This is a genomic window from Kitasatospora albolonga (assembly GCA_002082585.1).
In the GTDB taxonomy this organism is placed as follows: Bacteria; Actinomycetota; Actinomycetes; order Streptomycetales; family Streptomycetaceae; genus Streptomyces; species Streptomyces stephensoniae.
On record CP020563.1, the window covers coordinates 6,155,639 to 6,175,760 of the forward strand.

18 protein-coding genes are annotated in these 20,122 nt (G+C 72.4%); 15 read left to right on the forward strand and 3 right to left on the reverse strand.

The window, feature by feature from the left end; translation table 11 throughout:
- Positions 1–27: 27 nt before the first annotated feature.
- On the reverse strand, positions 28–1,005 hold the full coding sequence (locus B7C62_27310; GenBank protein ID ARF75548.1) for a luciferase: 978 nt from the start codon (positions 1,003–1,005) through the stop codon (positions 28–30).
- Between the two features lie 197 nt (positions 1,006–1,202).
- Here B7C62_27310 and B7C62_27315 point away from each other — a divergent pair, with 197 nt between their 5' ends.
- The gene (locus tag B7C62_27315; protein ID ARF75549.1) at positions 1,203–2,411 is read left to right on the forward strand and encodes a signal recognition particle-docking protein FtsY; all 1,209 of its coding nucleotides are present in this window, start codon (positions 1,203–1,205) and stop codon (positions 2,409–2,411) included.
- A 107-nt stretch (positions 2,412–2,518) separates the two neighbouring features.
- On the opposite strand, the gene B7C62_27320 is transcribed toward B7C62_27315, so the two are convergent.
- Positions 2,519–3,166 (reverse strand): DNA primase, encoded by a 648-nt coding sequence (locus tag B7C62_27320; protein ID ARF75550.1) that lies wholly within the window; start codon positions 3,164–3,166, stop codon positions 2,519–2,521.
- Between the two features lie 451 nt (positions 3,167–3,617).
- Here B7C62_27320 and B7C62_27325 point away from each other — a divergent pair, with 451 nt between their 5' ends.
- The 5 genes from B7C62_27325 to B7C62_27345 all read left to right on the forward strand — a co-directional run bounded on the left by B7C62_27325 (position 3,618) and on the right by B7C62_27345 (position 12,448).
- Positions 3,618–5,093, forward strand: coding sequence for a hypothetical protein (locus B7C62_27325; GenBank protein ARF75551.1), 1,476 nt, complete (start codon positions 3,618–3,620; stop codon positions 5,091–5,093).
- A gap of 403 nt (positions 5,094–5,496) precedes the next feature.
- Positions 5,497–6,849: an ammonia channel protein gene (locus B7C62_27330; protein ID ARF75552.1), complete on the forward strand. Its 1,353-nt coding sequence runs from the start codon at positions 5,497–5,499 to the stop codon at positions 6,847–6,849.
- Positions 6,846–7,184 (forward strand): transcriptional regulator, encoded by a 339-nt coding sequence (locus tag B7C62_27335; GenBank protein ARF75553.1) that lies wholly within the window; start codon positions 6,846–6,848, stop codon positions 7,182–7,184. Before B7C62_27330 ends, B7C62_27335 begins: the two co-directional genes overlap by 4 nt.
- Before the next feature lie 1,129 nt (positions 7,185–8,313).
- The gene (locus tag B7C62_27340; protein ID ARF75554.1) at positions 8,314–10,773 is read left to right on the forward strand and encodes a [protein-PII] uridylyltransferase; all 2,460 of its coding nucleotides are present in this window, start codon (positions 8,314–8,316) and stop codon (positions 10,771–10,773) included.
- Between the two features lie 121 nt (positions 10,774–10,894).
- Positions 10,895–12,448, forward strand: coding sequence for a signal recognition particle protein (locus B7C62_27345; protein ARF75555.1), 1,554 nt, complete (start codon positions 10,895–10,897; stop codon positions 12,446–12,448).
- 75 nt (positions 12,449–12,523) lie between these two features.
- Here the strand turns inward: B7C62_27345 and B7C62_27350 are convergent, their stop codons facing one another.
- Entirely contained in the window at positions 12,524–13,390 is an 867-nt protein-coding gene (locus tag B7C62_27350) for an SAM-dependent methyltransferase (GenBank protein ARF75556.1), read from the reverse strand.
- Between the two features lie 560 nt (positions 13,391–13,950).
- Here B7C62_27350 and B7C62_27355 point away from each other — a divergent pair.
- The 9 genes from B7C62_27355 (at position 13,951) to B7C62_27395 (ending at position 20,115) form a co-directional block, all read left to right on the forward strand.
- Complete coding sequence (locus B7C62_27355; protein ARF75557.1) at positions 13,951–14,544, forward strand: hypothetical protein; 594 nt, start codon at positions 13,951–13,953, stop codon at positions 14,542–14,544.
- A 157-nt stretch (positions 14,545–14,701) separates the two neighbouring features.
- Positions 14,702–15,142 carry a 30S ribosomal protein S16 gene (locus B7C62_27360; GenBank protein ARF75558.1) on the forward strand — a complete coding sequence of 147 codons (441 nt, stop codon included), beginning with the start codon at positions 14,702–14,704 and terminating at the stop codon, positions 15,140–15,142.
- A gap of 2 nt (positions 15,143–15,144) precedes the next feature.
- Entirely contained in the window at positions 15,145–15,384 is a 240-nt protein-coding gene (locus tag B7C62_27365) for a hypothetical protein (protein ID ARF75559.1), read from the forward strand.
- Between the two features lie 110 nt (positions 15,385–15,494).
- The gene (locus tag B7C62_27370; GenBank protein ARF75560.1) at positions 15,495–16,085 is read left to right on the forward strand and encodes a ribosome maturation factor RimM; all 591 of its coding nucleotides are present in this window, start codon (positions 15,495–15,497) and stop codon (positions 16,083–16,085) included.
- Positions 16,085–16,906, forward strand: a complete 822-nt coding sequence (locus tag B7C62_27375; protein ID ARF75561.1) for a tRNA (guanosine(37)-N1)-methyltransferase TrmD — start codon at positions 16,085–16,087, stop codon at positions 16,904–16,906. Before B7C62_27370 ends, B7C62_27375 begins: the two co-directional genes overlap by 1 nt.
- 129 nt (positions 16,907–17,035) lie before the next feature.
- On the forward strand, positions 17,036–17,386 hold the full coding sequence (locus tag B7C62_27380; GenBank protein ID ARF75562.1) for a 50S ribosomal protein L19: 351 nt from the start codon (positions 17,036–17,038) through the stop codon (positions 17,384–17,386).
- Positions 17,387–17,431: 45 nt separating this feature from the next.
- Positions 17,432–18,205 (forward strand): signal peptidase I, encoded by a 774-nt coding sequence (locus B7C62_27385; protein ARF75563.1) that lies wholly within the window; start codon positions 17,432–17,434, stop codon positions 18,203–18,205.
- Positions 18,198–19,274, forward strand: a complete 1,077-nt coding sequence (locus B7C62_27390; GenBank protein ARF75564.1) for a signal peptidase I — start codon at positions 18,198–18,200, stop codon at positions 19,272–19,274. Before B7C62_27385 ends, B7C62_27390 begins: the two co-directional genes overlap by 8 nt.
- Positions 19,177–20,115, forward strand: a complete 939-nt coding sequence (locus B7C62_27395) for a signal peptidase I (GenBank protein ID ARF75565.1) — start codon at positions 19,177–19,179, stop codon at positions 20,113–20,115. Before B7C62_27390 ends, B7C62_27395 begins: the two co-directional genes overlap by 98 nt.
- The last annotated feature ends 7 nt before the right edge of the window (positions 20,116–20,122 follow it).

Below are 20,122 nucleotides of genomic sequence, written 5' to 3' on the forward strand. Positions count from 1 at the left end.
CGCCCTCCTCCGTCGTACCGCCCCGGCTCACCGAGCCGGGGCGGTCGGCGTCTCCAGCGCCGCGCAGAAAAGCCGCAGGCTCCGCCACCCCTCCTCCACCGGCATCCCGCCGCAGAGCGGATGCAGCACCAGGGAATCCGCGTCCAGCGCCGCCAGCTCCCCGGGCGTGACGATCCGGTACACCCCCTCCTCGCGCAGCTCCGCCACCGTCGTGGCCGCCGACCGCACCGCCGAGCGGATGTCCTTCGACTGCCAGGAGGCGTACGTCCGCGCCTCGTGCAGCAGGTGCTCCCCGTACAGCGCCCACGTCCGCTCCGGGTCCTCGGAGACATGGAGCAGCGGGGTGCGCTCCGCGGGCATCATGCAGAAGCCCTCAGTCCCGTACTCCTCCCGTTGCCGGTGGTAGTACGCCTCCAGCTCCGGCAGATGCGCGCTCGGGAAGAGCGGCAGCCCCAGCCGGGCCGCCCGCCGTGCCGCCGCCCGCGAGCTGCCGCCGACCAGGAGCAGCGGATGGGGCCGGCTGTACGGGCGCGGGGTGACGCGTACCGTACGCCCCCGGTACGGGAACGGCTCCCCGGTCCACGCCGTCAGCAGCGTCTCCAGCAGCTCGTCCTGGAGCCTGCCGCGCCGCCCCCACTCCACCCCCGCCCGCTCGTACTCCTCCGGGCGGTAGCCGATCCCCGCGACCGTCACCAGCCGCCCCGCGCTCAGCAGGTCGAGCACCGCGATGTCCTCCGCGAGCCGCAGCGGGTCGTGCAGCGGCCCGATGACCGCCGAGACCGTCACCGCGATCCGCCGGGTGGCGCCGAAGACCGCACCGGCGAAGGTGAACGGGGAGGGCAGCCACGAGTTCGCCACCCCGTGGTGCTCCTCGGTCTGCACGGTGACGACGCCGTGCTCGTCGGCGTACGCGGCCATCTCCAGGGCGGCCCGGTAGCGGGCCGAGAGGGTTACGGGGGTGGCTTCGGGATCGACGAGATTGAACCGGACCACGGTGAAGGCCATGACGGGTGTCCCTTTCGCCGGACGGGCAGGGCTCGCCTGATGGGCGTGGCGGGGCGCACAGTAGCTGACGCACCGTCAGAAGGGGAGGGGCGGGAGTTGCGCGTTTACCGCCAAAAGGTGCATCCGGGTCCGGTGGATCGCCGGGCGGCGTGCGGGGCCGTGCCCGTGCGGCGGCCGTGGCCGATACTGGACGGGTTATGGAACTCGTCGAAATCGTCATCCTCGCTGTAGTCATCGCCCTGGCCGCCGTCGGCCTGGTCGGCGGGCTCGTGGTCGGCAGCCGCAAGAAGAAGCTGCCGCCCCCGCCGCCGTCCACGCCGACCATCACTCCTCCCGCCGAGCCGCACGTCGGCGAGGAGGCCGAGACGCCGCGCGACGAAGCGCGGCGCACCATCGACGAAGTCGGCCTCCCGGACGCCACCGCGCCCGCCGAGGAGGCCCCGGCCGTCGAGACCCCGGCGCCCCCGGCGCTGGAGATCCCCGAGCCCACCGAGGGGCGGCTCGTCCGCCTGCGGGCCCGGCTCGCCCGCTCGCAGAACTCGCTGGGCAAGGGGCTGCTCGCGCTGCTGTCCCGGGACAACCTGGACGAGGACACCTGGGAGGAGATCGAGGACACCCTCCTCACCGCCGATGTGGGCGTCGCCCCCACCCAGGAACTGGTCGAGCGGCTCCGCGAGCGGGTCCGGGTGCTCGGCACCCGTACCCCCGAGGACCTGCGCGCCCTGCTGCGCGAAGAGCTGATCACCCTGCTCGGCCCGGACTTCGACCGCGAGGTCAAGACCGAGGGCGGCGCCGAGACCCCGGGCGTCGTGATGGTCGTCGGCGTCAACGGCACCGGCAAGACCACCACCACCGGCAAGCTGGCCCGGGTGCTCGTCGCCGACGGCCGCAGCGTCGTCCTCGGCGCGGCCGACACCTTCCGCGCCGCCGCCGCCGACCAGCTCCAGACCTGGGGCGAGCGCGTCGGAGCCCGTACGGTCCGCGGGCCCGAGGGCGGCGACCCGGCCTCCATCGCCTACGACGCGGTGAAGGAAGGCATCGCGGAGGGGGCCGACGTGGTCCTCATCGACACCGCCGGCCGGCTGCACACCAAGACCGGTCTCATGGACGAGCTGGGCAAGGTCAAGCGGGTCGTGGAGAAGCACGGTCCGCTGGACGAGGTGCTGCTCGTCCTGGACGCCACCACCGGGCAGAACGGCCTGGTCCAGGCCCGGGTCTTCGCCGAGGTCGTGGACATCACCGGCATCGTCCTCACCAAGCTCGACGGCACCGCCAAGGGCGGCATCGTCATCGCGGTCCAGCGCGAGCTGGGCGTACCGGTGAAGCTGGTCGGGCTCGGCGAGGGGGCGGACGACCTGGCCCCGTTCGAGCCGGGCGCCTTCGTGGACGCCCTGATCGGCGACTGACGCGCCCCACCCCGTACGGCGGACGGGCGGCGGCTCCCCCACGGAGCCCGCCGCCCGTCCGCCGTTTCCGTGCCCCCGTTTCCGTACCCCTGTCTCCGTACGCGTGGTTACGACCGGTGGCAGATGTACGCCAGCGTCCCCAGCAGCAGCCGCGCCTGCGGGGGAGCGGCGGCGGTGTCCAGCACCGGGGGCCGCAGCCAGCGGACCGGGCCGAGGCCGCCGAGGTCGGAGGGCGGGGCGGTGATGTGCGCGCCCGGGCCCAGCGCCCGCAGGTCCAGGTCCGCGTCGTCCCAGCCCATGCGGTAGAGCAGCCCGGGCAGCTCGGCGGCGGCCCCGGGGGCGACGAAGAACTGCGCCCGGCCGGTCGGTGTCACCGCCACCGGCCCCAGCGGCAGCCCCATCCGCTCCAGCCGCACCAGCGCCCGCCGCCCGGCCTGCTCCGCCACGTCCAGGACGTCGAAGGCGCGGCCCACCGGCAGCAGCATCGAGGCGCCCGGGGTCTCGGCCCAGGTGTCCGCCGCGCTGTCCAGGCCGGTGCCCGCCGGGACCTCCCGGGCGAAGCCCAGCGGGTGGGCGCCGGGGGAGGGGCAGGAGCGCTGCCCGCAGGAGCAGACGCCGTCCCGGGCGCGGGTGCCGGGCACCACGGCCCAGCCCCAGAGTCCTGTGTACTCGGCCACCGCGGTGCTCTCGGCGCCGCGGCCGCGCCGCCGTGTGCCGGAACGTTTCTCACGGATGCCGCCGATCGTGAAGCCCATGCCCCCTCCAACGGGTCCGACTCATCGGTGGTTACGACCTGGAGCGCTCGGGCAACCTTCCGTCGCCGCAACTCGATCGAGTGGCGTGCGCCGGGGTGCGCGGGGTGGTGCGGCGCGGTGCGTGCGCCCCTGAGTGGCTCCGCGCGCTCGCTCCCGGTCGTGGTGGTCCAAGTCAAGCGCGCCCGGGGGCAGTCGGGTTCATTCGAAGGGGTGGCGAATGGTGGCGTTTCCGCAATCCCCCTCGCGGGAGGGGTGATCGTAGGATTACCGTCGGTACACGAACTCTGGGAGAATGTGCGGTCACGGGTATGCCTCGGGCAACTCGGTTACCAGTTCGACGTCGATGGGCGGCAACCCCCGACGGGCAGCACCAACGCACGGCATTCTGTTAGTGGTTCGCGCGATGCGCGACGAAGGATGAACGGGGATGACGGGGAATGGGGGCGTTCCGGTGAGCGGCAGCGGCGCAGGCGATACGGAGACGGGGAAGCAGCCCAACGCGCAGTTGGGGTCCTGGTTCGTACGCAGTGGCTGGTCCAAGGGCGAGCTCGCACGCCAGGTGAACCGGCGGGCGCGCCAGATGGGCGCCCACCACATCAGCACCGACACCTCCCGGGTGCGGCGCTGGCTCGACGGCGAGCAGCCGCGCGAGCCGATCCCGCGCATCCTCTCCGAGCTGTTCTCCGAACGCTTCGGCGCGGTCGTCGCCGTCGAGGACCTCGGGCTGCGCACCGCGCACCAGTCGCCCTCGGTGGCCGGGGTCGACCTGCCCTGGGCCGGACCGCAGACCGTCGCCCTGCTCAGCGAGTTCTCCCGCAGCGACCTGATGCTCGCCCGGCGGGGCTTCCTCGGCAGCTCGCTCGCGCTGGCCGCCGGGCCCGCCCTGATCGAGCCGATGCAGCGCTGGCTGGTGCCCGTCCCGGCCAAGAGCCCGGGCGAACCCGAGTCGGAGGCCGCCGCCCGCAGGCCCTCCCGGCTCTCCGGCCCCGAGCTGGACCTGCTGGAGTCGACCACCACGATGTTCCGGCAGTGGGACGCCCAGTGCGGCGGCGGACTGCGCCGCAAGGCCGTCGTCGGGCAGCTCCACGAGGTCACCGACCTGCTCCAGGAACCGCAGCCGGGCCCCACCGCCCAGCGCCTCTTCCGCTGCGCCGCCGAACTGGCCGAGCTGGCGGGCTGGATGAGCTACGACGTCGGCCTCCAGCCCACCGCCCAGAAGTACTTCGTGCTCGCCCTGCACGCCGCCAAGGAGGCCGGGGACAAGCCGCTCGGCAGCTACATCCTCTCCAGCATGAGCCGCCAGATGATCCACCTGGGCCGCCCCGACGACGCCCTGGAGCTGATCCACCTCGCCCAGTACGGCAGCCGCGACTGCGCCACCTCCCGTACGCAGGCCATGCTGTATGCGATGGAGGCCCGCGCCTACGCCAACATGGGCCAGCCCAGCAAGTGCAAGCGCGCGGTCCGGATGGCCGAGGACACCTTCCTGGACGCCGGACTGGACGGCGAGCCCGAGCCCGACTGGATTCGCTTCTTCTCCGAGGCCGAGCTCAACGGGGAGAACGCCCACTCCTACCGTGACCTGGCCTATGTCGCCGGCCGCAGCCCCACCTACGCCTCGCTCGCCGAGCCCGTCATGGAGAAGGCCGTCGAGCTGTTCGGCGAGGACGACGAGCACCAGCGCTCCTACGCGCTCAACCTGATCGGCATGGCCACCGTCCATCTCCTGCAGCGCGAGCCCGAGCAGTCCACCGTGCTCGCCGCCCGCGCCCTGAAGATCGCCAAGAAGGTCCGCTCCGAGCGGGTCAACACCCGGCTGCGCAAGACCGTCGACACCGCTGCCAGGGACTTCGGCGATGTCGCCGAGGTCGCCCGGCTCACCGACCTGCTCAGCGAACAGCTGCCGGAGACCGCCGAAGCGGTCTGACCCGGCACCCACGGCCCCGGCCGCGGCACCCCTCCGTACAACCCGACTCGGCTCCCCCATCGCCTGGTCACCCGGAGAGGAGCCGCGGCCGGTTCGCGTCGTACCGCCCCCTGAGGTACCCCGGCGGCGTTTCGGCCGGACCGTATGCGGCGTGGGCCGCATGGTAGGCAGCGCACCGAGGCCGCCATCCGGGATTCATTCCGACGTAACACGCACCACCTCTTCGTCACGCTCGCGAAACATCGTGCGGCTTCCCCGGAAACGGTGCTCCGCCAATCTCATGGCCCACGGAAGGTCTCCGGCCACGATCCGCCGCAGACCCCCCGACCGGCCCGCACCTTTCCCAGTGGTCCCGCAGCTTTCCCCCGCACGCCGCGGCCGCTCCGACGACGAGGAGACGCCGATGCCCCCAGGCATCACGACGCTTGCCGCAGACGCCCCCGAGCTGTCTGCCGCCAACACCGGGTTCATGCTCATCTGCTCGGCCCTGGTGATGCTGATGACCCCCGGCCTGGCCTTCTTCTACGGAGGCATGGTCCGCGTCAAGAGCACCCTCAACATGCTGATGATGAGCTTCATCAGCCTCGGGATCGTCACGGTCCTGTGGGTGCTCTACGGATTCAGCCTCGCCTTCGGCTCCGACATCGGCTCGGTCATCGGCTGGAGTTCCGACTACGTCGGCCTCAGCGGGATCGGCATCACCGAGCTCTGGGACGGCACCACCATCCCGGTGTACGTCTTCGCCGCCTTCCAGCTGATGTTCGCCGTCCTCACCCCGGCCCTGATCAGCGGTGCGCTCGCCGACCGCGTGAAGTTCACCGCGTGGGCGCTGTTCATCGTCCTGTGGGTCACCATCGTCTACTTCCCCGTCGCCCACTGGGTCTGGGGCTCGGGCGGCTGGCTCTTCGAGATGGGCGTCATCGACTTCGCCGGTGGTACGGCGGTCCACATCAACGCGGGTGCCGCGGCCCTCGGCGTGATCTTCGTCATCGGCAAGCGCATCGGCTTCAAGAAGGACCCGATGCGGCCGCACAGCCTGCCGCTCGTCATGCTCGGCGCGGCCCTCCTCTGGTTCGGCTGGTTCGGCTTCAACGCCGGGTCCTGGCTCGGCAACGACGACGGCGTCGGCGCGGTCATGTTCCTCAACACCCAGGTCGCCACCGCCGCCGCCGTCCTCGGCTGGCTCGTCTACGAGAAGCTGCGCCACGGCTCCTTCACCACCCTCGGCGCCGCCTCCGGCGCGGTCTCCGGTCTGGTCGCGATCACCCCCGCGGGCGGTTCCGTCTCCCCGCTCGGCGCCATCGCGGTCGGCGTCATCGCCGGTGTCCTCTGCGCCATGGCCGTCGGCCTCAAGTACAAGTTCGGTTACGACGACTCCCTGGACGTCGTCGGCGTCCACCTGGTCGGCGGCATCATCGGCTCCATCCTGGTCGGTTTCTTCGCCACCGGCGGGGTCCAGTCCGACGCCAAGGGCCTCTTCTACGGCGGCGGTGTCGAACAGCTCGGCAAGCAGATCGTCGGCGTGGTCGCGGTCCTCGCGTACTCTCTGGTCGTCTCCGGCCTCATCGCCCTGATCCTGCACAGGACCATCGGGATGCGGGTCTCCGAGGACGACGAGATCTCCGGCATCGACCAGGTCGAGCACGCCGAGACCGCGTACGACTTCAGCGGCACCGGCGGCGGCTCGGTCGCCCGCACCACCGCCCCCGCGACGGACCCGACGGCAGCACCGAAGGCAAAGAAGGTGGACGCATGAAGCTCATCACCGCGGTCGTGAAGCCCCACCGGCTGGACGAGATCAAGGAGGCCCTCCAGGCTTTCGGTGTTCAGGGGCTCACCGTCACCGAAGCCAGCGGTTACGGGCGTCAGCGCGGCCACACCGAGGTCTACCGGGGCGCCGAGTACACCGTCGACCTGGTCCCCAAGATCCGGATCGAGGTCCTAGTCGAGGACGAGGACGCCGAACAGCTCATCGAGGTCGTCGTCAAGGCCGCCCGTACCGGCAAGATCGGGGACGGGAAGGTCTGGAGCGTCCCGGTCGAGACCGCCGTCCGGGTCCGGACCGGCGAACGCGGCCCGGACGCGCTCTGAGGGGCTGATCGGGGGTCTCTGGGGGTCTCCGGGGTCCTCTGGGGCCTTACTCCGGAGCTCTCTGGCGGGGGCTTCCGCCGGGAGCTGGAAGCTGGGGCCCTTTGACGGGTGCTGGCCGGGAGCCGGGACCCTCTGGCGGAGGCTCCTGCCGGGAGCTGAGCCGGAAGCCGGGGCTCTCTGGCGGGGATGTCGGCCGGGAGCTGGAAGCCGGGCCCGCTGACGGAGGTGCCGGTCGGGAGCTGGAAGCCAGGACCCGCGAGCCAGGAGCCGGACGCACTCCGGCCGAAGGCCCCGGCGCCGGGCATCCGGCACCTGGCCGGGGCATACTCCGGCTAGAGGCTTCGGCCCTTGGCCGGACGCCTCGGCCAAGGGCCCGGGTACCTGGTCGGACACCCCCGGCCGAAGGTTCCGGCTCCCGGCCGGGACGTTTCGGCCGAGGCTCCGGCACTCGTTCGGAGGATTCGGCGTCGGGTCCCGGTACCTGGCCGGAACGTACTCCGGCTGAAGGTTCCGGCTCCTGGCCGGGCTGGGGGTCCGGTACTTGGCCGGACGACCGTCGGCCGGGGTCCGGCTTCTGGTCGGAGGCTCCCGGCCTAGGGCTCCGGGCCGGGGTTCCCTCGGCCGGGCGTCCGCCCGCCGGGCTTCTGGCCTTCGGACCGGGGGTCCGGCACCCGATCGGGCACTCCCCGGTCGGGAGTCCGACACCTGATCGGACGCCGCCCGGCCGACGGCCCCGCACACCGGACGAGCGCTCCGGCTGAGGGACCGGCTGCTGGCCGGACGCCCCGGGCCGAGGGCTCCGGAGCAGGCTCCCCCGGCCCGGGGGCCCCGCACCGGGATGTACTCCGGCCGAGGGTCCTGCACCCGATCGGATGCCCCCGACCGGGGCATCCGACCAGGGGCATCCGACCGACGGGCCCGGCCGGACGCCCCCGGCCCAGGGTCCGGCGTCGGGTCGGACGCCCGACTGAGGGCCCCGACCGAGGCTCCGACGCCCGACCGGACGCCCCGACCGAGGCCCCCGACCGACGGACCTGGTCGAGGCCCCGGCCCGACGCCCCCCGACCGACGGCCCCGCACACCGGACGGGCGCCCCTGACCGAGGCCCCACCGAACGGAAGGCACCTGGGTGACGAGCATCGAAGCGATCACCGGAAGCGAAGACCCGGGACCCGGCGGCTACGCGGCGGCCCGGCTGCACCTTCTCCAGCAGGAGGTGCGGTCCGGGCCGCCGCGCCGTGCGGCCCTCGCCCGGCTCACCGACGACTGGCTCACCGGCCTGTTCACGGCGGCGGCGAACCGCGCCGGGGTGCGCGGTGCCGCCCTCGTCGCCGTCGGCGGCTACGGACGGGCCGAACTCTCCCCGCGCAGCGACCTCGACCTGCTCCTCCTGCACGACGGCAGCGCCGACGCGGCGGCGATCTCGGCCCTCGCGGACGCCGTCTGGTACCCCGTCTGGGACCTGGGCCTGGCCCTCGACCACTCCGTACGCACCCCCGGCGAGGCCCGGAAGACCGCCGGGGAGGACCTCAAGGTCCAGCTCGGCCTGCTGGACGCCCGCCCGGTCGCCGGGGACCTCGGGCTCGTCGCCTCCCTGCGTACCGCGATCCTCGCCGACTGGCGCAACCAGGCCCCCAAACGCCTCCCCGCCCTCCACGAGCTCTGCCAGGAACGGGCCGAGCGGGCGGGCGAGCTCCAGTTCCTCCTGGAACCCGACCTCAAGGAGGCCCGGGGCGGCCTCCGCGACGCCACCGCCCTGCGCGCGGTCGCCGCCTCCTGGGTCGCCGACGCCCCGCGCGAAGGGCTCGACCAGGCCCGCCGCACCCTCCTGGACGCCCGCGACGCCCTCCACCTCACCACCGGCCGCGCCACCGACCGCCTCGCCCTCCAGGAACAGGACCAGGTCGCCGGGGCGCTCGGCCTGCTCGACGCCGACGCGCTGCTGCGCCAGGTGTACGAGGCCGCCCGGACGGTCTCGTACGCCACCGACGTCACCTGGCGCGAGGTCAACCGGGTCCTGCGCGCCCGCTCGGTCCGCCCCCGGCTCCGCGCCATGCTCAGCGGCGGCCTCGGCGCCAAGGCCGCCCCCGAGCGCGCCCCGCTCGCCGACGGCGTGGTGGAGGCCGACGGCGAGGTGGTCCTCGCCCGGGCCGCCCGCCCCGACCGCGACCCCGTCCTCACCCTGCGCGCCGCCGCGGCCGCCGCCGAGGCCGGGCTGCCGCTCTCCCGCCACCTCGTACGCCACCTCGCCACCACCGTCCGGCCGCTGCCGGTCCCCTGGCCGCCCGAGGCCCGCGAGGAGCTGGTCACCCTGCTCGGCGCGGGGGAGGCCACCGTCGGCGTCTGGGAGGCCCTCGAAGCGGAAGGGATCATCACCCGGCTGCTGCCCGACTGGGAACGCGTCCACTGCCGCCCCCAGCGCAACCCCGTCCACACCTGGACCGTCGACCGGCACCTGGTGGAGACCGCCGTCCGCGCCGCCTCCCTCACCCGCCGCGTCCACCGCCCCGACCTCCTCCTGGTCGCCGCCCTCCTCCACGACATCGGCAAGGGCTGGCCCGGCGACCACTCGGTGGCCGGTGAGGTCATCGCCCGCGACATGGCCACCCGGATCGGCTTCGACCAGCACGACGTGGGCGTCATCGCCACTCTCGTACGCCACCATCTGCTGCTCGTGGAGACCGCCACCCGGCGCGACCTGGACGACCCCGCCACCGTGCGGTCGGTCGCCGAGGCCGTCTCCAGCGCCTCCACCCTGGAACTGCTGCACGCCCTCACCGAGGCCGACGCGCTCGCCACCGGGCCCGCCGCCTGGTCCGCCTGGCGCGCCTCCCTCGTCGCCGACCTGGTCAAACGCGTCGCCGCCGTCCTCGCCGGGGAGGCCCCCGAGGAGCCGGAGGAGGCCCCGCCCAGCGCCGAGCACGAACGCCTCGCCATCGAGGCCCTGCGCACCGGCGAACCCGTCCTCACCCTGCACACCCGGCCCGAGGAGCCCGCCGGGGACGGGGAAGTGGAACCCGTCGGCGTCGAACTGCTCATCGCCCTGCCCGACCGCCCCGGCGTCCTGCCCGCCGCCGCCGGGGTCCTCGCCCTGCACCGCCTCACCGTGCGCGCCGCCGACCTGCGCGCGGTGGAGCTCCCCAACGAGGTGGGGGAGCGGGCGGACCTGCTGCTGCTCAGCTGGCGGGTGGCGGCCGAGTACGGGTCCCTCCCGCAGGCCGCCCGGCTCCGCGCCGACCTCGTACGCGCCCTGGACGGCTCCCTCGACATCCGCGCCCGGCTCGCGGAGCGGGAGGCCGCCTATCCGCGCCGCCGGGGCGTGAAGGCCCCGCCGCCCCGGGTCACCGTCGCGGCGGCCGGTTCCCGCCGGGCCACCGTCATCGAGGTCCGCGCCCAGGACGCCCCGGGGCTGCTGCACCGGATCGGCAACGCCTTGGAGGGGAGCGCGGTACGGGTGCGCAGCGCCCATGTCTCCACCCTCGGCGCCAACGCGGTGGACGCCTTCTACGTCACCGGCACCGACGGCGAACCGCTGCCGGAGATCCGGGCCGCCGAGGTCGCCCGTGAGGTCGAGAAGGCCCTCGGCTGACACCCCGTGGAAAGCCCTCGCCCGGAACCTTCCGGGCGAGGGCTTCGGCTTCTCCGGGGGCCGGATACCCTGGAGGGCGACTGACCTGCCCCGCCCCCGACCCTGAGGACCGACGAGCGCCGTGTTCGATACTCTCTCCGACCGCCTTAGCGCGACTTTCAAGAACCTCAGGGGCAAGGGCCGCTTGTCCGAGGCGGACATCGACGCCACGGCACGCGAGATCCGTATCGCCCTGCTGGAAGCCGACGTCGCCCTCCCCGTGGTCCGGGCCTTCATCGCCAACATCAAGGAGCGGGCGCGCGGCGTCGAGGTCTCCCAGGCGCTGAACCCCGCCCAGCAGGTCGTCAAGATCGTCAACGAGGAGCTCGTCGCCATCCTCGGCGGCGAGACCCGGCGGCTCCGGTTCGCCAAGACCGCGCCCACCGTGATCATGCTCGCCGGTCTCCAGGGTGCCGGTAAGACCACGCTGGCCGGAAAGCTCGGCCTCTGGCTCAAGGGCCAGGGCCACTCCCCGCTGCTCGTCGCCTGCGACCTCCAGCGCCCCAACGCCGTCAACCAGCTGAGCGTCGTCGCCGAGCGCGCAGGCGTCGCGGTCTACGCCCCCGAGCCGGGCAACGGCGTCGGCGACCCGGTCCAGGTCGCCAAGGACTCCATCGAGTTCGCCCGCGCCAAGGTCCACGACATCGTCATCGTCGACACCGCCGGCCGCCTCGGTATCGACCAGGAGCTGATGCGGCAGGCCGCGGACATCCGCGACGCCGTCAGCCCCGACGAGATCCTCTTCGTCGTCGACGCGATGATCGGCCAGGACGCGGTCAACACCGCCGAGGCATTCCGCGACGGCGTCGGCTTCGACGGCGTGGTCCTCTCCAAGCTCGACGGTGACGCCCGAGGCGGCGCCGCGCTGTCGATCGCCCATGTCACGGGCAAGCAGATCATGTTCGCGTCGAACGGCGAGAAGCTGGAGGACTTCGACGCGTTCCACCCGGACCGGATGGCCTCCCGCATCCTCGACATGGGTGACCTGCTCACCCTGATCGAGCAGGCGGAGAAGACGTTCAGCCAGGAAGAGGCCGCCAAGATGGCCTCGAAGCTCCAGTCGAGCAAGGGTGGGAAGGACTTCACCCTTGACGACTTCCTGGCCCAGATGGAGCAGGTCCGCAAGATGGGCTCCATCTCCAAGCTGCTCGGGATGCTGCCCGGCATGGGGCAGATCAAGGACCAGATCAACAACATCGACGAGCGCGACATCGACCGCACCGCCGCGATCATCAAGTCGATGACGCCCAAGGAGCGCGCCGAGCCGACGATCATCAACGGCTCGCGCCGGGCCCGTATCGCCAAGGGTTCGGGCGTCGAGGTCTCCGCCGTCAAGAGCCTGGTGGAGCGCTTCTTCGAGGCCCGCAAGATGATGTCGAAGATGGCCCAGGGCGGCGGCATGCCCGGGATGCCGGGGATGCCCGGCATGGGCGGTGGCCCCGGCCGCCAGAAGAAGCAGGTCAAGCAGGCCAAGGGCAAGCGCAAGAGCGGCAACCCGATGAAGCGCAAGGCAGAGGAGGCCGCCGCCGCGGAGCGCCGCGAGCAGGCCGCCGCCCAGGGTGGCGCGTTCGGGCTCCCGGCCCAGGGCGACAAGAACTTCGAGCTGCCGGACGAGTTCAAGAAGTTCATGGGCTGACCGGCCACAGCGGACACAGGTAAGGGGCGCCCTTGAGAGAGGGCGCCCCTTACGCGCGTTTCGAACAGCCGCCCGTCAGGTCGTGCAGATCAGGTAACGGAAGACGTTCGGCATCCACACCGTGCCGTCCGGCCGCAGATAGGGGTGCAGCGCCTCCGCGACCTCCTTCTCCACCTGGGAGCGGTCGGTGGCCCGTACGGCGGCGTCGAAGAGCCCCGTCGACAGCAGCCCGCGCACCGCGCTGTCCGGGTCCGCGTACCCGAAGGGGCAGGAGACCCGCCCCGAACCGTCCGGCTTCAGACCCGCCCGCGCGGCCACGTCCTCCAGGTCGTCCCGGAGGGTCGGCCGCCACCCGCCGGGCCGGGGCGGACGCGCGGACTCCGTCAGCCGGGCCGCGACCCGCAGCACCGGCGCCGTGGCACACCGCTCCGGCGGGCCCCAGCCGGTCAGCACCACGGTCGCGCCCCGGACGGCCAGCGGAACGGCCGCCCGCAGCGCCGGCACCAGCCCCTCGGTGTCACCGGCCGCGCAGCCGATCGGCTCGAACACGGTGATCAGGTCGTACGGTGCCCCGTCCGCGCCGGCGGCCGGGGGGAGCCCGGTGTCGTGCAGCCGGGCCCGGTGCGCGGGCGCGCCTTCCGCGCCCTCCGTGCCCTCGTTGGGCAGCAGCCGCTCACGGGCCAGCGCCAGGCGCTCCCGGTCGGAGTCCACACCCGTGACCTGCGCCCCCCGGGCCGCCGCGACGAGCATGGCGAGCCCGGAGCCACAGCCGAGCGACAGCATCCGGGTGGCGGTCCCGACTTCGAGCCGGTCGTACACCGCCTCGTAGAGCGGTGCCAGCATGCGTTCCTGGATCTCGGCCCAGTCGCGGGCACGGGTACCGGCTTCCGCGAGCGCGGAGGAATCCGCGTCCCGGAGGTTCCGGACGAGCGTTGGTGTCATGGAAAGCGCCCCAATCCGCCAAGAGGTCGGTCTTGCCCGAGTGGACGGCCCCCGCGTGCGTATGTCCGCACCCCCCGTATGCCAGGGAACTGCGCATCCGCCGTTCCGTCCAGGGGTTGTGGGGCACCGATTGCGTACCCCGCCCGTGCGCCCCGTCGGCGGAACGCCGCGCCAGGTCTTTTCACGCCGTTGTGAGCCAGGTCCGGCCCGACGGAGCCGTACGCGACCCGGCGGAGCCGCACGTGCCCTCGTACCGCGTCTGCTCTTCGGACCAGTCTTACCCGACACCGGGCACCGGGCACGTCGAGCGGCCCGCCCGGTACTCTCACCACCGGGCCCGTAAGTGGCGCCGGGCGCCGGCGCACCCCACATCCCGCGCGCCGGCGCACCGCACGCTGTGCACCACCTTGGTGCGAGCTGTGCGTCTTCTCCGCAGTTCGGCGCACCCGCCCGCGTCCGGACGCATCCAGGGCACATCACGAGCAACTGACTGGTACGTGCAAATTATTTGGGATGCCCCGGAATAGGAACACCGGAGCACCCGGGCTCGTTGTCACGACGTGAGCACGACACCACCTGTACTTGCCGCAGAGCTGGCACAGGCGTGGGCCGACATTCAGCGGTACCACCCCGAGCTGCCCGATCTGGCCGCGCCCGAGTCCCTGATCGGAGAGTCCTCGTCCGCCTGTGGCGCCGAGCTCTCCTTCGAACGACTGCTCCACGAGGCAGTCCACGGCATCGCCGCCGCGAGAGGAGTCCGTGACACCTCCCGCGCCGGCCGCTACCACAACCGACGCTTCCTCGCGATCGCCGAGGAGCTGGGCCTCGACCATGCCGAGGAACCCCACCCCAGCAGCGGATTCTCCCTGGTCACGCTGAATCCGGAGGCCAAGCGCCGGTACCGCCCGACCACCGAACGGCTCCAGCGCGCCCTCAAGGCGCACACGGTCGCCACCGCCGCCGACACCAAGCGTTCCTTCCGGGGCCCTGCCGCCCGGCACGGCTCCTCCGGGGGAGGGGTCCGGGTCAAGGCCGTCTGCGACTGCGGACGCAACGTCCGGGTCGTCCCCTCGGTCCTGGCCCAGGCGCCGATCGTCTGCGGTGGCTGCGGCAAGCCGTTCCAGATCCCGGAAGCGGCGGTCGCGGTGAGGTGAGGCGAAGTGGTGTGGCACAATGGCTAGCTGTACTCGACAGTCGCACAGGACCCCTCTCTCCTCCGGCTGACGCGTCCATCGGGCACTCCGAGTACCGCAACCCCACGTGGCATCTAGTTGTGCCCAACCACGTCATAGACCAGGAGACACCACTTCCGTGGCAGTCAAGATCAAGCTGAAGCGTCTGGGCAAGATCCGTTCGCCTCACTACCGCATCGTCGTCGCCGACTCCCGTACCCGCCGTGACGGCCGGGCCATCGAGGAGATCGGCCTGTACCACCCGGTGCAGAACCCCTCGCGCATCGAGGTCAACTCGGAGCGTGCGCAGTACTGGCTGTCCGTCGGCGCCCAGCCGACCGAGCCGGTCCTCGCGATCCTGAAGCTCACCGGTGACTGGCAGGCCCACAAGGGCCTCCCGGCCCCCGCGCCGCTGCTGCAGCCGGAGCCCAAGGCTGACAAGCGTGCCCTGTTCGAGGCGCTGTCCGCGGACGGCGACGAGGCCAAGGGTGAGGCCATCACCCCCAAGGCCAAGAAGTCCGACAAGAAGGCGGACGAGGCTGCTGACGCTGCCGCGTCCACCGAGTCGACCGAGGCCTGAGCATGCTCGAGGAGGCTCTCGAGCACCTCGTGAAGGGCATCGTCGACAACCCCGACGACGTGCAGGTGGCCTCGCGCACCCTGCGCCGCGGGCGCGTGCTGGAGGTCCGGGTCCACCCCGACGACCTCGGCAAGGTGATCGGCCGCAACGGCCGTACCGCCCGCGCCCTGCGGACCGTCGTGGGCGCCATCGGCGGCCGTGGCATCCGGGTCGACCTCGTCGACGTGGACCAGGTCCGCTGATCCGCAGTTGAACACCGGCCAGGGCCGGGGAGGGCTTTCGAGCCGTCCCCGGCCTTTGTCGTCGGCCACCCCCGTCAAGCCGTCGGCCACCCCATCAATCGGAGAACAGCGTGCAGTTGGTAGTTGCGCGGATCGGCCGCGCCCATGGCATCAAGGGCGAGGTCACCGTCGAGGTACGAACGGACGAGCCGGAGCTGCGGCTCGGGCCCGGCGCCGTCCTGGCCACCGACCCGGCGGCCACCGGCCCGCTCACGATCGAGTCCGGCCGGGTGCACAGCGGGCGGCTGCTGCTGCGCTTCGAGGGCGTACGCGACCGCACGGGCGCCGAGGCGCTCCGCAACACCCTGCTGATCGCCGAGGTGGACCCGGCCGAGCTGCCCGAGGAGGAGGACGAGTTCTACGATCACCAGCTGATCGACCTGGACGTCGTCCTCGCCGACGGTACGGAGATCGGCCGGATCACCGAGATCTCCCACCTGCCCTCGCAGGACCTCTTCATCGTGGAGCGGCCCGACGGCAGCGAGGTGATGATCCCCTTCGTGGAGGAGATCGTCACCGCGATCGACCTGGAGGAGCAGCGCGCGGTCATCGACCCGCCGCCCGGCCTGATCGACGAGAGCGAGGCCGTGGTGGCCTCCTCCCGCGACGAGGAGCAGGCCGGGGAGCAGGCCGACGGGACGCCGAAGGGCGAGGGCTCCTGATGCGGCTCGACGTCGTCACGATCTTCCCCGAGTACCTGGACCCGCTGAACGTCTCGCTGGTCGGCAAGGCCCGCGCCCGCGGGGTGCTCGACGTCCACGTCCACGACCTGCGGGAGTGGACGTACGACCGGCACAACACGGTCGACGACACCCCCTACGGCGGCGGCCCCGGCATGGTCATGAAGACCGAGCCCTGGGGCGAGGCCCTGGACGAGGCCCTGGCCGACGGGTACGAGTCCGGCGCGCACTCCCCGGTCCTCGTCGTGCCCACGCCCAGCGGCCGCCCCTTCACCCAGGAACTGGCCGTGGAGCTCTCCGCGAAGCCCTGGCTGGTCTTCACCCCCGCGCGGTACGAGGGCATCGACCGCCGGGTGATCGACGAGTACGCCACCCGGCTCCCGGTCGTCGAGGTCTCCATCGGTGACTATGTGCTGGCCGGCGGGGAGGCCGCCGTCCTGGTGATCACGGAGGCCGTGGCCCGGCTGCTGCCGGGGGTCCTCGGCAACGCCGAATCGCACCGCGACGACTCCTTCGCCCCCGGCGCCATGGCCAACCTCCTGGAGGGGCCCGTCTACACCAAGCCGCCCGAGTGGCGCGGCCGGGGCATCCCGGACGTCCTGCTCAGCGGCCACCACGGGAAGATCGCGCGCTGGCGGCGGGACCGGGCCTTCGCCCGTACCGCCCTCAACCGGCCCGATCTGATCGAGCGGTGCGAGGCGAGCGCCTTCGACAAGAAGGACCGCGAGATCCTCTCCATCCTCGGCTTCGCGCCGGAGCCCGGCGGCCGATTTTGGCGCAGGCCCCCCGCCGTGGAAGAATAGGCCGCTGCTGTACGTCCGGCGTGCGCCCCTGCCACAGGGGGACAGACGCCCGCCCGACGCGGTCAGCACTCCGAAATCCTCTCGATGTTCCGTCGATGACCTGTGGCATCGGCGAAGAAAGCAGAATTCATGTCTTCCCTGCTCGATGGCGTCAACGCCGCCACCCTCCGCTCGGACGTCCCGGCGTTCCGTCCCGGTGACACCGTCAACGTCCACGTGCGCGTGATCGAGGGCAACCGCTCCCGTATCCAGCAGTTCAAGGGCGTCGTCATCCGCCGCCAGGGCTCGGGCGTCAGCGAGACCTTCACGGTCCGCAAGGTCTCCTTCAGCGTCGGCGTCGAGCGCACCTTCCCGGTGCACAGCCCGATCTTCGAGAAGATCGAGCTCGTCAGCCGCGGTGACGTCCGCCGCGCCAAGCTGTACTTCCTCCGTGAGCTCCGCGGCAAGGCCGCGAAGATCAAGGAGAAGCGCGACAACTGAGCTGCTTCCCGGGTTCACAGCGCGGCCGGATAGGATTCGGCCGCGATGGACACCCAAGCAGAGCACTCGGAGCGCGATCGCTCCTCGGAACCCCCCGCCGGGTCCGAGGAGGGGTCGCGCTTCTCGCGTGTCCGGGACACCGCCGTCTCCGTACGGCCCTGGCGGCGACGCATCCTCCTCGTGGGGGTGGCGGGCACGGTCGCGCTGCTGCTGTTCAGCGCCTTCGTGGTCCAGCCCTTCCTGATCCCCAGCGGTTCGATGGAGCCCACGCTGCGGGTCGGGGACCGGGTGCTCGTCAACAAACTGGCGTACCGGTTCGGCTCCGTGCCCGAGCGCGGCGACGTCGTGGTCTTCGACGGGACCGGCTCCTTCGTCCGGGAGGACCCGGACGAGAACCCGGTCGCCTCGCTGGCGCGCTGGACGGCGTCCTCCCTGGGCCTGGCCGAGCCCGCCGACACCGACTTCGTGAAGCGCGTGGTGGGCGTGGGCGGCGACCGCGTCGTCTGCTGCGACGCGCGGGAACGGCTGGAGGTGAACGGGGCGCCGGTGGACGAGCCGTACCTCCACCCCGGGGACACCGCCTCCCGGGCACCGTTCGACATCGTCGTACCGCAGGGCACGCTCTGGATGCTGGGCGACCACCGCAGCCGCTCCAGCGACTCCCGCGACCGCCTCGGATCGCCCGGGGGCGGGATGGTCCCCGTCGACCGGGTGATCGGCCGGGTGGACTGGCTGGGCTGGCCGCCCGGCCGGATCGGCGGCCTGGAGGGGACCGGCGCCTTCGACGGCGTACGGGAACCCGGCAGGGCGCATGGGTAACCGGGGGCGCCCGCGCGGCGCCCCGGACCCCCACGCCTCCCTGCCGACCGGGAGCCGGCCCACCACGCCCCGCTCGCTGCCGACCCGGGCCGAGCGCCGCAGGCTCGCCAAGAAGGTCCGGCGCAAGCGCCGCAGGTCCGCGGTGAAGGAGATACCGGTCCTCATCGTGATGGCGCTGCTGATCGCGCTCGTCCTGAAGACCTTCCTCGTCCAGGCGTTCGTGATCCCGTCCGGGTCGATGGAACAGACCATCCAGATCGGCGACCGCGTCCTGGTCGACAAGCTGACCCCGCTGTTCGGATCGAAACCGCAGCGCGGCGACGTCGTCGTCTTCAAGGACCCCGGCGGCTGGCTCCAGCAGGAGAACGCCGGGGAGAAGGAGGACCCGCCGGTCGGCGTCAAGCAGCTCACCGAGGCGCTGACCTTCATCGGGCTGCTGCCGTCCGACGACGAGCAGGACCTGATCAAACGCGTGGTGGCCGTCGGCGGCGACACCGTGAAGTGCTGCGGCGAGGACGGCCGCGTCACCGTCAACGGCGTACCGTTGAACGAGCCCTATCTGCACCCGGACGACCGGCCCTCCACCGTTCAGTTCGAGGTGAGGGTTCCGCAGGGGCGGCTCTTCATGCTGGGCGACCACCGGTCGAACTCCGCCGACTCCCGCTTCCACCTCGACGAGCCCGACAAGGGCACGGTCTCCGAGGACGAGGTGGTGGGCCGTGCCGTGGTGATCGCCTGGCCGCTCGGCAACTGGAGCACCCTGGAGGAGCGCGAGACCTTCGCCGCCGTGGAGCGCGCGAGCCGAGCGGAGGCAGCGGTTCCGGCCCCGTCGCATAGGGTTGCCACTCCGGATCGGGACGGAATGGTCCGGCTCCCGACCCCTGCGGAACTCCCGCTCGTTATGGGAGTGGTGGGCCTGCACCGGATCGGGCGCGGGCAGTGGCACGTATTGAGGAGTGGATGTGGGGGATTTGGCGGTCGGCGCACGATCCGGACACGACGAACCCGAGGACCGGCCGGGGCGCGGCGAGCCCGCCCCGGGCGGGGGGGCGGTCCCGCCGGACGGTGACGGCGGTACGCCGGGCGGCGACGGCAACCGTCCAGGCGGCGGTGACGGTACGCCGGACGGCGACGGCGGCAGGCCCCCCAGAAGGCAGCGTTCCTTCTGGATGGAGCTGCCGCTGCTCATCGGTATCGCGCTGATCCTGGCGTTGCTGATCAAGACGTTCCTGATCCAGGCGTTCTCGATCCCCTCGGACTCCATGCAGAACACCCTGCAACGGGGCGACCGGGTGCTGGTCGACAAGCTGACCCCCTGGTTCGGCGCGGAGCCGCAGCGCGGCGAGGTCGTGGTCTTCCACGACCCGGGCGGCTGGCTGGCCGACACCGCCGTTCCGGAGCCCAACGTGGCGCAGAAGTTCCTCAGCTTCATCGGCCTGATGCCCTCGTCGGAGCAGCAGGACCTGATCAAGCGGGTCGTCGCGATCGGCGGTGACACCGTGGAGTGCAAGGAGAACGGACCGGTCACGGTCAACGGCAAGGCGCTCGACGAGAAGTCGTTCATCTTCCCGGGGAACACCCCGTGCAACGACAGGCCCTTCGGACCGATCAAGGTCGAGAAGGGTCATATCTTCGTCATGGGCGACCACCGGCAGAACTCCCTGGACTCCCGCTACCACCAGGAGCTTCCCGGCCAGGGCACCGTCTCCAACGACGAGGTCGTCGGCCGCGCGATCGTCGTGGCCTGGCCCATCGGCCGCTGGGCGACCCTGCCCATCCCCGACACCTTCGACCAGCCCGGCCTGAACGCGGCCGCCGCGATGGCCCCGGCCGCACTGGGCGTGGCCGGAGCGCTGCCCCTGGTGTTCTGGCGGCGCAGGAGGCTGACCGCCGGGCGTACCGCCGGGTAGGGTGCCG